The 12865-nt window shown below is 72.1% G+C and carries 13 protein-coding genes and 1 pseudogene; 8 read left to right on the plus strand and 6 right to left on the minus strand.

Annotated elements, in window-relative coordinates; all coding sequences use genetic code 11:
* Positions 1 to 9 precede the first annotated feature (9 nt).
* Both VF139_07995 and VF139_08000 read left to right on the plus strand, forming a co-directional pair.
* Positions 10 to 1749 (plus strand): ABC transporter ATP-binding protein, encoded by a 1740-nt coding sequence (locus VF139_07995; protein HEX6851338.1) that lies wholly within the window; start codon positions 10 to 12, stop codon positions 1747 to 1749.
* A complete protein-coding gene (locus VF139_08000) occupies positions 1746 to 3578 on the plus strand; it encodes an ABC transporter ATP-binding protein (GenBank protein ID HEX6851339.1) in 1833 nt (610 codons plus the stop codon). The genes VF139_07995 and VF139_08000 overlap by 4 nt, the downstream gene beginning before the upstream one ends.
* On the opposite strand, the gene VF139_08005 is transcribed toward VF139_08000, so the two are convergent.
* Entirely contained in the window at positions 3488 to 4246 is a 759-nt protein-coding gene (locus VF139_08005) for an NRDE family protein (GenBank protein ID HEX6851340.1), read from the minus strand. The genes VF139_08000 and VF139_08005 overlap by 91 nt on opposite strands.
* Positions 4247 to 4260: 14 nt before the next feature.
* Positions 4261 to 5340 carry a hypothetical protein gene (locus tag VF139_08010; GenBank protein HEX6851341.1) on the minus strand — a complete coding sequence of 360 codons (1080 nt, stop codon included), beginning with the start codon at positions 5338 to 5340 and terminating at the stop codon, positions 4261 to 4263.
* A gap of 203 nt (positions 5341 to 5543) precedes the next feature.
* On the opposite strand from VF139_08010, the gene VF139_08015 reads away from it, so the two are divergent.
* Both VF139_08015 and VF139_08020 read left to right on the plus strand, forming a co-directional pair.
* A complete protein-coding gene (locus VF139_08015; GenBank protein ID HEX6851342.1) occupies positions 5544 to 6437 on the plus strand; it encodes a diacylglycerol kinase family protein in 894 nt (297 codons plus the stop codon).
* Between the two features lie 118 nt (positions 6438 to 6555).
* Positions 6556 to 7200 (plus strand): hypothetical protein, encoded by a 645-nt coding sequence (locus VF139_08020; protein HEX6851343.1) that lies wholly within the window; start codon positions 6556 to 6558, stop codon positions 7198 to 7200.
* Between the two features lie 6 nt (positions 7201 to 7206).
* Here VF139_08020 and VF139_08025 read toward each other — a convergent pair whose 3' ends face one another.
* From VF139_08025 to VF139_08035, 3 genes are read right to left on the minus strand one after another with little or no spacing between them, the layout of a single operon-like run.
* The gene (locus tag VF139_08025; protein HEX6851344.1) at positions 7207 to 7473 is read right to left on the minus strand and encodes a hypothetical protein; all 267 of its coding nucleotides are present in this window, start codon (positions 7471 to 7473) and stop codon (positions 7207 to 7209) included.
* Positions 7474 to 7482: 9 nt separating this feature from the next.
* Positions 7483 to 8664 carry an aminotransferase class V-fold PLP-dependent enzyme gene (locus tag VF139_08030; protein ID HEX6851345.1) on the minus strand — a complete coding sequence of 394 codons (1182 nt, stop codon included), beginning with the start codon at positions 8662 to 8664 and terminating at the stop codon, positions 7483 to 7485.
* Positions 8661 to 9239: an HDIG domain-containing protein gene (locus VF139_08035; GenBank protein HEX6851346.1), complete on the minus strand. Its 579-nt coding sequence runs from the start codon at positions 9237 to 9239 to the stop codon at positions 8661 to 8663. Before VF139_08035 ends, VF139_08030 begins: the two co-directional genes overlap by 4 nt.
* 67 nt (positions 9240 to 9306) lie before the next feature.
* On the opposite strand from VF139_08035, the gene VF139_08040 reads away from it, so the two are divergent.
* Both VF139_08040 and VF139_08045 read left to right on the plus strand, forming a co-directional pair.
* Entirely contained in the window at positions 9307 to 10536 is a 1230-nt protein-coding gene (locus VF139_08040; protein HEX6851347.1) for an MFS transporter, read from the plus strand.
* A 1-nt stretch (position 10537) separates the two neighbouring features.
* The gene (locus tag VF139_08045; GenBank protein ID HEX6851348.1) at positions 10538 to 11164 is read left to right on the plus strand and encodes an O-methyltransferase; all 627 of its coding nucleotides are present in this window, start codon (positions 10538 to 10540) and stop codon (positions 11162 to 11164) included.
* Here VF139_08045 and VF139_08050 read toward each other — a convergent pair.
* Positions 11136 to 11603, minus strand: a complete 468-nt coding sequence (locus VF139_08050) for a GNAT family N-acetyltransferase (GenBank protein HEX6851349.1) — start codon at positions 11601 to 11603, stop codon at positions 11136 to 11138. The genes VF139_08045 and VF139_08050 overlap by 29 nt on opposite strands.
* Before the next feature lie 146 nt (positions 11604 to 11749).
* On the opposite strand from VF139_08050, the pseudogene VF139_08055 reads away from it, so the two are divergent.
* Positions 11750 to 12079: pseudogene (locus VF139_08055) on the plus strand (redoxin domain-containing protein).
* Positions 12076 to 12759, plus strand: a complete 684-nt coding sequence (locus VF139_08060) for a dihydrofolate reductase family protein (GenBank protein HEX6851350.1) — start codon at positions 12076 to 12078, stop codon at positions 12757 to 12759. Before VF139_08055 ends, VF139_08060 begins: the two are co-directional and overlap by 4 nt.
* Positions 12760 to 12865: the final 106 nt, after the last annotated feature.

A 12865-nucleotide genomic window follows, 5' to 3' on the forward strand; every position in this document is an offset into this window, starting at 1 on the left:
ATCCCGCGCGTGCCGGTCGTCGCGCGCCTGTGGTCCCACGCCCGTCCCTACCGTCGGGAGTTCGGCTTCGGTTTCGCGCTCCTTCTGCTCACCAACGCGCTGGCCATGGGCGTTCCCTGGGTGCTGCGCGAGGCGGTACGCGCGCTCGAGGCCGGAACGACGCTCCCGGCGCTGGGCGGGTTCGCCCTCCTCATGGGTGCGCTCGCCGTCGCGCAGGCGTGGGTCCGCACCGCCTCCCGGTTGCGCATTCTCGGGGCCTCCCGGAAGATCGCGTTCGACCTGAGGGAACGTTTCTTCGCCAGGCTCCTGGTCCTGCCCGCGTCGTGGTACGACCGGCAACGCACGGGCGACGTCATGTCCCGGGCGGTGAACGACGTGCAGCTGCTGCAGTCGTTGTACGGCCCGGGAGCGATGAACCTGCTGAACACCGCGATCGTGTACGTCGGCGCGCTCGCCGTCATGCTGGTGCTCGACCCCGTGCTCACGGCGGCCTCGCTGTCGCTGTTCCCGGCGCTCTACTACGGCGTGAACCGGCTCTCCAGGGGAGTGTACGCGCGCTCGATCGCCGTCCAGGAACAGCTCGGCCACCTGTCCAACCGCGCGCAGGAAAACCTCTCCGGCGCCGCGCAGGTCCGGATCTACGCCCAGGAGGAGCGCGAGATCGCCGCGTTCCGCCGGGCCTCCGCGGAGTTCCGCGACCGCACGCTCGCGCTGGCACGCCGCCGCGGGCTGATGATCGCGATGATCGGCGTCTTCTCCGGGTGCGGCACGCTGCTCGTGCTCGTCGTCGGCGGACTGCGCGTGATCCGCGGCGACATCGCCTTCGCGGACTTCGTCGCCTTCAACGCCTACCTCGGCATCCTGGCCTGGCCCACGGTCGCGCTCGGCTGGATCGTGAACGTGTTCCAGCGCGGCGCGGGGGCGCTCGAGCGCATCGAGCAGGTCCTCTCGGCGGAGACGGAGATCCCGGCCGGGGCCGACGAAGGCGGCCCCGGCCTCGACGGGGACCTCGAGATCCGGAACCTCACCTTCACCTATCCGGGGGCGACCTCCGCCGCCCTGCGGAACGTGAACCTGACGGTCCGCCGCGGGGCGCGCGTCGCGCTCGTCGGGCCGGTGGGCTCCGGGAAGTCCACGCTCGCCGGTCTCGTCGCCCGCGCCTACGCGGCGCCGCCGGGGACGATCCGGATCGGCGGCACCGACGTGACGACGGTTCCCGCGGCGCGCGTGCGGCGAAGCGTCGGGCTCGTTCCGCAGGAGGCGTTCCTGTTCTCGAAGTCGCTCCGCGAGAACGTGGCGCTGGGGCGGCCGGACGCGCCGGACGACGAGCTGTTCCGCGCCGTCGGGCTCGCGCGTCTCGACGCGGACCTGCCCGCGCTTCCGCGGGGACTCGACACCGTCGTCGGCGAGCGCGGGCACACCCTCTCCGGCGGCCAGCGCCAACGCGCCACGATCGCGCGGGCGATCGTCCCCGGCCCGGGCCTGTATGTGCTCGACGACGCGCTCTCGGCGGTCGACGCCGACACGGAGCGTGCCATCCTCGACGGGCTTCGAGACGGACTCCGCGACGCGACGCTGCTCCTGATCTCGCATCGCGTCGCCACCCTCGCCGCGATGGATCGCATCGTCGTCCTGGACGGCGGCCGAGTCGTGGAGGACGGCACCCACGACGCGCTGCTCGCCCGCGACGGCCTCTACGCCCGGCTCTTCCGGACGTCCCTGCTCGAGTCGAGGCTCGACGGCGCATGAGCGCGGCCCCCGACACGAAGGACGACGTCCTCGGGAAGGCCTACGATGCGCGCCTGGTCCGCCGGCTGCTGGCCTACGTCCGCCCCCACCGCGGCCTCGTCGCGCTGTCGCTCGGACTGCTGTTCGCGTCCTCGGCGGTCCAGCTGGTCCAGCCCTGGCTCGTCAAGGTCGCGATCGACCGGTACATCCTCCAGGGACACGCCGAGGGACTGGTCCTCCCGGCGGGACTGTTCGTCCTGACTCTCGCGGCCGAGTTCCTCCTCGGTTACGCGCAGATGATCGCGCTCGAGCGCACGGGCCAGAACGTCGTCTTCGACATCCGGACGGAGGTCTTCTCCCACCTGCAGCGCCTCCCGGCCGCCTTCTTCGACCGGACCCCGGTCGGACGACTCATGACCCGGGTGACCACCGACGTCGAGTCGCTGAACGAGGCGTTCACCTCGGGGCTCGTGCTCCTGCTCGCGGACTTCGTGAAACTTGCCGGCATCGTCCTGATCCTGCTGGCGATGGACTGGCGGATGGCGCTCGTGACCTTCGCGAGCGTCCCGCCGATGCTGGCCGTCTCCTGGTATTTCCGCGTGCGCGTTCGCGACGCCTACCGGGACATCCGCACGGCCGTCGCCCGCCTCAACGCCGCCCTCCAGGAGAACGTCTCCGGAATGCGGATCGTACAGCTGTTCCGCCGGGAGGCCCGCCACGCGGAGGAGTTCCGGGAGCTCGACGCCTCGCACCGCGCGGCGCAGCTGCGCGGAGTACGCTACGAATCGGGGTTCTCCGCGGTCGTGGAGCTCATGGCGACGCTCGCCCTCGCGTCGATCGTCTGGGCCGGCGGCTGGCGGATGCTCGCGGGAACCGTCACCTTCGGAACCCTCGTCGCCTTCCTCGAGTACGCCAGGCGCTTCTTCCAGCCGGTGCAGGAGCTCTCGCAGCGCTACACGGTGATGCAGGCGGCGATGGCGTCGAGCGAGCGGATCTTCCAGCTGCTCGACACGCCGCCGTCGATCGTCTCGGCCCCCCGAGCCGCCCGGGTCCTCGAGCGCCCGCGCGGGGAGATCGCCTTCGAGAACGTCTCGTTCTCCTACGTGGCGGGGACGCCGGTGCTCCGGGACGTCTCGCTCCGGATCGCCCCCGGAGAGCGCGTCGCGGTCGTGGGCTGGACCGGCTCGGGGAAGAGCACGCTGATCCGCCTGCTCGCCCGCCTGTACGACGTCGACTCCGGGCGAATCGTCGTCGACGGCCGCGACGTCCGGGACTGGGACCTTCGGGACCTCCGACGCGCGGTTGGGATCGTGATGCAGGACCACTTCCTGTTCGCGGGGACGATCGCATCGAACATCTCGCTGGGGGATCCCGCGATCGACGACGCCGCGATCCGGCGCGCGGCGCGCGCCGTGGACGCCGACCGTTTCCTCTCGCGCCTGCCGCGCGGGTACGACGAGGAGGTCCGCGAGCGCGGATCGAACCTGTCGGTGGGCGAGAAGCAGCTGCTTTCCTTCGCACGCGCGATCGCGTTCGACCCGGCGATCCTGGTCCTCGACGAGGCGACCTCGTCGGTCGACCCGGAGACCGAGCGACGCATCCAGCGCGCCCTCGACGGCCTGCTCGCCGGGCGGACGTCGATCACGATCGCCCACCGCCTCGCGACGGTCGAGAAAGCCGACCGGATCCTCGTCCTGCACCACGGCGCCCTGCGCGAGGCGGGAACCCACGCCGAACTGATGGCGATTCCCGGCGGCATCTACCGGACGCTGCGATCGCTCCAGGCGGCGCGGGGGATCGACCACGTCGAGGGGGGTGCGAACGGCGTGCAGGGCGGGCCGTCGGTGTAGGTCATCGCGACCCGGGCCCGGTCCACGCGCACGATCGTGCGGCTGACCGTCCCCCCGTCCTCGCGATGCATGCACACCGAGGCCGGTCCGCGCTCGGGCTCGTGCCCCGCGAGCCACGCCGCGAGGGCCGGCTCGTCGGGATCGCCCGCCCGGCGACGCATCGCCTCCCACGCGGCGAGCCGCGCGGCCGGGGCGCCGAAGGCGCCGAGCGTGGAGGAGACGTAGAGGGTCGTGGACGCGGCGCGCTCCCACGCCAGCGCGACGCCGTCCCAGACGCACGAGCTCAGCCCGGCGCCGTCCTCCGCCGCCACGAGGCGGAACGCACGGGTGGCCGCGAGCTCCGGGAGCGCCGCGTCGATCCGCGCGCGGACCTCGTCGAGCCCGCGACAACCCGCGGCCTCGGCGACGAGCAGGCCGCGGCTTCGAGGGTTGTCGGGAAGCGCACGCCCCTCGGTCTCGAGGGCGTTGAGGACGCAGACCGTGAGCCCCGCGTCGTTCGCGACGATCCAGGTCCCGCCCGCATCGGGGTCCCGGGGCGCGAGCCAACGCCGCCCCGCGGCGTCCCCTTGAGACGGGACCGCGCCGCGTCCGCGCGAGAGCCGCTCGTCGCGGTTGTGGCCGAGGAGGTAGCCGCCCCCGGGCAGGGGAACGTAGGCGACCGTGCACATCGCACGCAACGATGTCACGCGCCCAGGTAGGTGTCCATCAACTCCGGATCGAAGACCGGCTCCGCGATCACACGGCAGACGAACGACGTCATGGTCCGACGGGCCTGCGGCGAGAGCCCCGCGTCGCGCGCGGGACTCGCGAGCTCGAGCCCTCGCCAGGCGAGGAACGGCGGCGCGACCTCGAGGATCTCCCCGTCCCCCCCTTCGAGCAGGTAACGCGACCAGAAGCGACGGAACAGCGACTTGAGCGGGCCGTCGAAGCGGCCGCGATGGCGCAGCGCCTCGACGACGAAGTGGAGCGTCATGCACGCGACGTCGTCCGCGGGCTCCCCCCATTCGCCGTGGGCGCGCCCGATCACGGAGAAGTCGCATCCTTCGCGGAACAGGACGTGGTCGGGGCGAAACTCGCCGTGCACCCCGCGCAGCCGATGGCTCCGGCCCTTGATGCGCCAGCGCCAGCCGATGAGCCGCCGCTCGATCTCCTCGAGCGCGGCGGGGGCGAGACCGCCTTCGGTCTCGGGCCAGGCGTCGGCGAGCACCATCACCCCCTCCTCGCGCCCGAGCAGCCCGCGCAGGCGCTGGGAGTAGAGCGAGGGGTCGATCGTCCCGCGCTGCGCGTGCACGCGGAGCAGCCAATCGCACAACGCGTCGCAGCGCGCCGTATCGAGATCTTCGACGACCCCGTGGGCCCCCGCCCTCGCGAGATCCTCCGTGTACGGCCGTCCCTCCGCGCAGTCCTTCAGGAGGAAGAACTCCTCGGCGCGTCCGAGCGAGACGAGCCGTCCTCCTTTCTCGAGCGCGCCGACGTCGATCGCGCGGACGTGCCGTGGAAGGCGCGGCAGGTCCCGGTGGTCGGAGACGACGTCGCGGGCGAGCGACGCGGTGTGTTCGCACGGCCCCGCGCAGGCGCCGAGGGTCTCGAGAATCGCGCGTTGCCTGCGGCCGGAGATCTCGAAGTCGATGCGCAGCGCACCGTTGCCGTTGTCCGCGGCGCCGTCGGCGCCCGCGAGCGGGACGACATCGAGGACGCGGACGGGCCTGCCCTTGAGTCCTTCCAGGTAGCGTCCGACGCTTTCGAGGCTGGGCGCGTGCATCCGTGGCCCTCCTGGGCCCGCCCGCACAATTTGCAAAGGTGGTGCCGCGCGGCGGAAGCCCTTCCCGCGACGTGACGATAAAAAGATTCGCGCGTATGCTCCGCGCCCGTGACCCACTCCCCCCCCTCCGCCCTCCTTCACCCGGTCGATTTTTTCGCCCGCTCGGGGGCCGGGGGACGGTGCCTTGCGCGGGGACGACACCCTTGACGCGCCTGGTCGTGAACCCTCGCGCCGCGCGCGGGAACGTGCGCGGCCGGCTGGCTCGACTCGCGCGGCTGGCCCGGGAGGCGGGGATCGAGATGACCGTCCCGGAGTCGGCGCAGCGGCTGTGCGAAGCCGCGGTCGCCGCTGCGGCGGCGGGGTGCGAGCGGCTCCTCGTCGCGGGAGGCGACGGCACGCTTCACTGGGCGATCCAGGGTCTTGCGGGAACTCCATGCGCGCTGGGGGTGATCCCGCTCGGCCGCGGCAACGACGTGGCCCGCGAGGTCGGCGCCCCGCTCGAGCTCGATACGGCGTTCGCGGCGGCGTTGCGCGGGCCGGTCAGGAGCATCGACCTCGGGAGCGACGGCAGACGCTGTTTCGCCACCGTCGGGGGCGTCGGCATCGACGGCGCCGTCGTGCGCCGGGTCGATCGAGGCCTGCCGTGGTTCGGCGGCCCGCTCGCGTATCCCCTCGCCGTCGTCCGGGCGTTGCATGCGTACCGCCCGCCGAACCTGCGCCTCGAGACCGACGCGGGGACCTTCGAGGAGCGGGTCGTGCTGGCCTCCGCCGCCAACCTCCCGTGGTTCGGAGGAGGGATGCGGATCGCCCCCGACGCGGTCGCCGACGACGGCGAACTCGACCTCGTCGTGGTCCGGGCGATCTCGCCGATTCGCCTGCTGCTGGTCTTTCCGAGGGTCTATGCAGGGCGGCACCTCACCCACCCGGCGGTTCGCGTGATCCGCACGCGGCGGGTGACGTACCGTTCCGACCGCGCCATGGACCTCCAGGCCGACGGGGAGATCCTGCGGCAGGTTCATGAGGATCCGGTGACCCTCAGGGTCCTCCCGCGGGCGCTCCGAGTCGTCGAATCCCGGGACGCGATTACACGTTCGTGATGCCGTGCGGGCCTCTCGCAGCGGCCCCCCGACTTAAAAGCTGGTCCCGGCGGGCCGGGCGACGTATACGTCGCGGTGGCAGCCCGCTTGCCTCCTCAGGCCGGCGGGAGGAAGGTGCATGAAGCAGCGCATCGGGTTACTGCTGCTCTGCGGGATCGCGACGGGGGTCGCCTGGGGCGGCGCCCGTGCGATCGAGCCCCCGGCCGCAAAGCGCCTCCCGTTCGGTACGGCGCTGCCCGACGGACGCCTGGCCCCGACGGCCCTGTCGCTGGCGAAACTTCCCCATGCGGCGCCGGCCCCTTCCGGTGCATTCCTCTCCTCCTACCTTGCGCCCCAGATGGCGCGGCGCCTCGCACCGCTGGGCGAGTGGTTCGCGTCCCCCACGCTCGAGCGGGACACCCGCACCTCCGTGTCGTGGATCGAGATGCAGCAGAACGCCGAGCAGCAGGCGTGGAAGGCGACCCGGAAGGCCGTGCGGTCGTACCTGGGCGATCGCCTGGAGCGCGAGATCACGATCGCCGCGGGGCTCCCGTCGGGTTCGACCTCCACGAAAGGCGGGACGCGGCTGAGCGTGGGGATCGCGAGCCTCACCCCGCGCATCATCGTCGAGCGAGCCGCGGGGAGCGGATTCGTCCGGTTCGGCGTCGACGCCACCGGGGACGTGAACGTCGACTGGCGCCCGAAGCATGGCGAGACGCGCCTGGGCGCGACCTTCGACGCGGACTCCCGCCGCCTCGGCCTGAACCTCAACGGGCGGTTCTGAGCCCCGTCACCGCATCCGCTGCTTCGCGTTGCGCAGGATCATCAGCGCGGTGTTGAGGCGCTGGATCTTCCGGTTGCGCGTCTGGACCTCGGCGAGCTCCGCGACCGCGCTGTTGTCTCCCCGGATCTCGCGCAGGGCCTTCTCGATCTCGAACGCGAGCTGGTCCATGTCGCCGCGGGTGTAGCTCCTGAACGTCCGCTCGGTGACCGTCTGGTACCCCTCGCCGATGTCCCGCGCCATCGCGAACGCGCTGCCTCCCAGGAAGTTGGCCATGGGCGCGGACTATACCGCGAGGCCGCCCCGCGACAGGGCGTCGATCGACGCGAAGAGCCGGTCCACGTCGGCATCCGCCGTGTAGACGTGGGGGGCCGCCCGGAGCCACCCGTCGCGAACCCCCAGGCTGATCCCCCGAGCGCCGAGCTCGCGGCACCACAGGTCCGGGTCCGGGACCCCCCCGAAGGAGACGATCCCCGAACGCTCGTCCGGGGAGACGGGACCGTGGACGGGAAGCCCTCGCTCGGCCAGCCCCGCGACGAGCCGTTCCACGTGACGCTCGACCCGGGCGCGGATCGTCTCGAGGCCGATCCGCGCCGCGAGCTCGAGCGCCGCGCCGAGCCCCGCGATCCCGGGGACGTTCGGGTATCCGGGCTCGAACCTCCCGGAGCCGGGGCGCCACAACGGACCCAGGTCGAGCTGGCCGGAGGCGTCGAGCTCCCGCACCCATCGGAGCATGTCCCCCGCCCCCGTGACCGACAGCGCTCCCGCGGCGCGGGGACGGATCCGGTCGAGCCACTCCGGGGCCAGGTAGAGGAACCCGGTTCCCGACGGCCCCATGAGCCACTTCCTCCCCTCGGCCGCCAGCGCGCCGATCCCCAGGGCCTTCACGTCGACCGGGTAGACCGGCAGCCCCTGGATCGCGTCGACGACGAGCAACACGTCGTGCCGGCGGCACGCCTCTCCGAGACGTGCGAGATCGACGCGGTACCCGGTCGAGAACTGGACCTGCGACACCGTCAGCACGCGCGTCCGCGGTCCGATCGCGTCGATCAATCGCGATGCCGTGAGCCGCCCCCCCTCCGAACGGACGACGCGCAGTCCCACGCCGCGATCGCGCTGCACCGCCCACGGGTAGACGTTCGCGGGGTACTCGAGGTCGCCGAGAACCACCTCGTCCCCGTCGCGCCACGCGAACCCGTCGGCGACTTTCGAGATCGCCTCCCCCGTGTTCGCCGCGAAGGCGATCTCCGCCGGGGCCGCACCGATCAGCCGCGCGATCGCGCTGCGCGTGCCCTCGACCCGACGCATGTCGTCGGCCCAGGTGTGCACGCCGCGCTCCACTTGCGCGCGCAGCGTCCGCTCGACGGCCTGCGCGACGCACGTGGGCACGAGGGTTGCCGAGGCCGCGTTGAAATACGCGACCGACGCCGCCCCCGGGAACTCCGCCCGGATCTCCGCCTCGGTCACGCACGCCCCGCGAGGCCGAGATCGGCGGCGACCGCCCGGAGCGCGTCGATCACGAAGGCGATGTGCGCGTCGAGCTCCATGCCGATCCCCTCGGCCCCCTTGACGATGTCGTCGCGGCTGACGCTGCGGGCGAAGGCCTTGTCCTTCATCCGCTTGCGCACCGACTCGGGCTTGAGCTCGTGCAGCGACTTGTTCGGGGTGACGAGCGCGCAGGCGGTCAGGAAGCCGCACAACTCGTCGGAGGCGAACAGACACCGTTCGAGGTCGCTCTCGGGGACGACTCCGGTGTGCGGCGCGTGCGCGAGGATCGCGCGGCGGAACCACTCCGGATACCCCCTCTCCTCGAGCACCTCCTGCCCGCGGAACGGGTGGTCCTCCAGCGACGGATACCGCTCGTAGTCGAAATCGTGGAGCAGTCCGGCGAGGCCGAAGGCGTCGGCGTCGCCGCCGACGCGGGCGGCGTGCGCGCGCATCGCCGCCTCCACGGCGTACGCGTGTTTGCGCAGCCCCGGTCCTTCGGTCCAGGCGTGCAGCAGGGCGATCGCCTCGTCGCGCGGAGGAAGTCTGGAGTCCATCGGAGCCTCCTGTCGGGTCGGTACAGGGTATCGCGTAGGCCTTGCCGTCGTGTGGTATCAAGCCGCCGTGCTGCTCGCCCGCCTCAATCCCTGGAAAGGTGTCGGCGTCCTGCCGCGCGGGATGTGGGTCCTGTCCGGCACGATGCTCATCAACCGGCTCGGCACGATGGTGCTGCCGTTCCTGCTTCTTTATCTGACCGAGCACCTCCACTACGACGCGAGCACCGCGGCGCTCGTCCTGACCTGCTTCGGCCTAGGCTCCATCGTGGCGGCTCCCCTCGCGGGTCGCCTCGCGGACCGCATCGGCCCGCTCTCCATCATGCGCGCCTCGTTGTTCCTGACCGCGGCGGTCCTTTTCGCCTTCCCGTGGTTCTCGTCGCTCCTGCCGGTCCTCGCGGGCACGGTCGTCTTCGCCGTCGTCTCGGAGTCGTACCGGCCGGCGAGCCTCGCGCTCGTCACCGAGATCGTGCCGGTCGAGTTGCGCAAGGCGGCGTATTCCCTGAATCGTCTCGCCATCAACCTCGGGATGAGCGTCGGCCCCGCCCTGGGCGGGTTCATCGCCGACCGGTCGTTCGACGCCCTGTTCTGGGTGGACGGCGGCTCCGCTCTCGCCGCGGGGCTCGTGCTGGCACTCGTCCCGCTCGGCGCCGCCGCCGCCGAGCGCAGGAAGGCGGCCCGGGAGTCGGCCGCCTCGGAGCGGTCGGCACCCGTCCACACCGACCTGCGTTTCCTGGCGTTCCTGATCGGCTCGACGCTTCTCGCCGCGGCGTTTTTCCAGCACATCGGCGCGATGCCGCTCTACCTCGTCCGCGACCTGGGGTTCACGAAGTCGTTCTACGGGCTGATGTTCACCCTCAACACGGTCGTCATCGTGATCCTCGAGGTGCGGCTCAACTTCATGACGTCGCACTGGTCGCATCGGCGCTCGTTGTGGCTCGGGTCGACCCTCGTCGCCTCGGGGCTCGGCCTGCTCGCGGTCGCGACGGCTCCGTGGGCGATCGCGGGGACGGTCCTCGTCTGGACCTTCGGCGAGATGATCCTTCTCCCCTCCATGTCCAATTTCGTCGCCGACATGGCCCCCCCCGACCGCCGCGGCGAATACATGGGCTGGTACACGATGTCCTGGGGCGTCGCTTTTTCGTTCGGCCCCTCGCTCGGCACCGTGGTGCTCGACGCGTGGGGCCCCCACGTCGTCTGGCCGGCGACGTTCCTCGCGGCGATCGCGGGCGGAGCGCTGATGGCGCGTCGCGAGGACAACCTGCCGGGCGCCGCTCCCGCGGCCGGCGCGGAGGCATGACGTGGATCTCGTGGACCCTGCGATCGACCGGTGGCTCGCCCAGCGAGCCGCGCTTTCCGACCCGGTCCTCGAGGAGATGGAGCGGATCGCCGGGGAGCGCGACTTCCCGATCGTCGGGCCCCAGGTCGGGCGGATCCTCGAGGTCCTCGCGCGCGCGTCGGGAGCCCGCCGCGTGCTCGAGCTCGGCTCCGGGTTCGGATACAGCGCCTTCTGGTTCCTGCGCGGCATGCCGCCGGACGGAGCGATCCTCCTCACCGACGGATCGGCGGATCACTGCCGGCTGGCCCGGGAATTTCTGGGGGACCCGGCGCGGGTCCGGATCGAGGTCGGCGACGCCTTCGAAACCGCTTCCCGCGAGACCGGGGCGTTCGACATCGTCTTCTGCGACGTCGACAAACACGAGTACCCGAGGGCGCACGACGTGGCCGACCGGCTGCTGCGTCCCGGCGGCCTACTGATCGTCGACAACATGCTCTGGTACGGGAAGGTCCTCGAGCCGGCCGCGGACGACCGCGCAACCGCCGGGGTCCTCGGTCTCCACGAGCGCCTCGCGACCTCCGGTCGGTTCACGGCGGCGACCCTCCCGGTCCGGGACGGGGTCACGGTCGCGGTGAAGCTGCCGGCCTGACCAGGCGCACGACGCGAATCCCGCCCGCGACGGTGCGGCGCTCCCGCTCGACGAACCCGAGCTTCGCGTAGAGGGCCAGCGCCGGGGCATTGGCGACGCCGGTGCCGACCGCGACCGGCCGATCCCAGGCCGTCTCGATCGCGCGACGCACCAGGGACGTTCCCACCCCGCGCCGGAAGGCGGCGGGATCCACGACGAGACTCGCGATGAGCAGCTCCTCGCCGAGATCCTCCAGCTCGACGTACCCGGCGAGGCGCCCCCCGTCGAAGCACCCGAGAAACCGCGACGCCGCCGCGCGAAGGTCGCCGATCGTCCGGCGAAGCGGGGGGAAGTCGTCGGCGCCGAGAAGGCGCGCCTCCTCCTCGTAGCCGGCGAGGTGGACGCGGAGCAGCTCCTCGGCGACGCCGGGGGCGTGGAGGTCGAGCGTCTCGATCGTCACGGTGGGCAGGATAACGGGGGATCCGCTACAACGTGGTCGCCATGCCCGTTCCGACCCTCGGCTCCCACGCCCCCGACCGGCCCGAGCGGCGGTCGCGCCGCACGATCGTGGAGTTCCTCCGCGGCACCTGGTGACCGAACTGCGCCGGGCGCATCGCGCAGTTGCGCGACCGGTTCCCCGAGATCCGCGCGGCCGAGACCGACCTCGTGCTCGTCGCCTGCCAGGCCTCGACCGCCGTCGAGGCCTTCGCCGAGCGCGAGAAGCTCCCGTTCCCCATCGTCGCGGACGAGGACCGCTCGATCGCAAGGCTCTGGGGGGTCTACGTCGCCCTGAACTACGAATCGATCCACATCGCCCGTCCGGCGACCTTCGGGGTCGACGCGCGCGGCGTCGTGCGGTACGCGCGCGTCTCCCGCAGCCAGTTCTCGCGGGCCCGGTTGGAGGAGGTCCTGGCGGCGTTTACAATCCGTCCGTGAGCCGCCCCTTCGTCTACGTGAACATGGCGATGACCGCGGACGGGAAGATCACCTCGTCCGCCCGCGAGTACCCGAAGTTCACGACGCCCCACGACCGCCGCACCATGGACCGGCTCCGCGCCGAGGCCGATGCGGTCCTCGTGGGAGCGGGAACCCTGCGCGCCGACGACCCGCCGCTGCACGTCCGCGACCCGGAGATGCTGCGGCGCCGCGCCGCGCTCGGGAAACCCGCCGGCCTCCTCAACGTTCTCGTCACCGCCAGCGCCTCCGTCGATCCCGATTCGGGGTTTTTCACGCACCCCGCGTCCGCCGGGAGGATCGTCGCGACCGTCGACGACGCCCCGCCCGAGTTCCTCGCGCGGCTGGCGGAGCGTGCGGAGGTCTGGACGCTCGGGTCGGGATCGGTCGATCTCGCGGTGCTTTGCCGGCGCCTGCACGCGCGCGGGGTCGCGCGTCTTCTGGTCGAGGGGGGAGGCGAGCTCAACTGGGGATTCTTCCGCGAGGGTCTGGTGGACGAGATCTACCTCACGATCGCCCCCGCGCTCCTCGGGGGCCGCCAGGCACCGACCTGGCTGGAGGGAGACGGGTTCGCCATGGGGGAGCGGCGCGCCCTCGAGCTCCTGGAGGTCGATCGGGTCGGGCACGAGCTGTACACGCGCTGGCGGGTCGTCCCGCGATGAGCGACAAGGCCGCGGTCGCCGACGCCCTCGAGGAGATCGGCCTCCTCCTCGAGCTCCTCGGCGAGAACCCCTTCAAGACGCGGGCCTACGCCAACGCCGCGCGGGT

It is taken from the genome of Candidatus Polarisedimenticolaceae bacterium, from assembly GCA_036376135.1.
Taxonomy (GTDB): domain Bacteria; phylum Acidobacteriota; class Polarisedimenticolia; order Polarisedimenticolales; family DASRJG01; genus DASVAW01.

What these genes read in the sequence shown, in the direction of transcription:
- VF139_08005 (HEX6851340.1), bottom strand. Translation starts at nt 4,246, where the DNA reads ATGTGCACGGTCGCCTACGTTCCCCTGCCCGGGGGCGGCTACCTCCTC.
- VF139_08000 (HEX6851339.1), top strand. Translation starts at nt 1,746, where the DNA reads ATGAGCGCGGCCCCCGACACGAAGGACGACGTCCTCGGGAAGGCCTAC.
- VF139_08010 (HEX6851341.1), bottom strand. Translation starts at nt 5,340, where the DNA reads ATGCACGCGCCCAGCCTCGAAAGCGTCGGACGCTACCTGGAAGGACTC.
- VF139_08020 (HEX6851343.1), top strand. Translation starts at nt 6,556, where the DNA reads ATGAAGCAGCGCATCGGGTTACTGCTGCTCTGCGGGATCGCGACGGGG.
- VF139_08025 (HEX6851344.1), bottom strand. Translation starts at nt 7,473, where the DNA reads ATGGCCAACTTCCTGGGAGGCAGCGCGTTCGCGATGGCGCGGGACATC.
- VF139_08035 (HEX6851346.1), bottom strand. Translation starts at nt 9,239, where the DNA reads ATGGACTCCAGACTTCCTCCGCGCGACGAGGCGATCGCCCTGCTGCAC.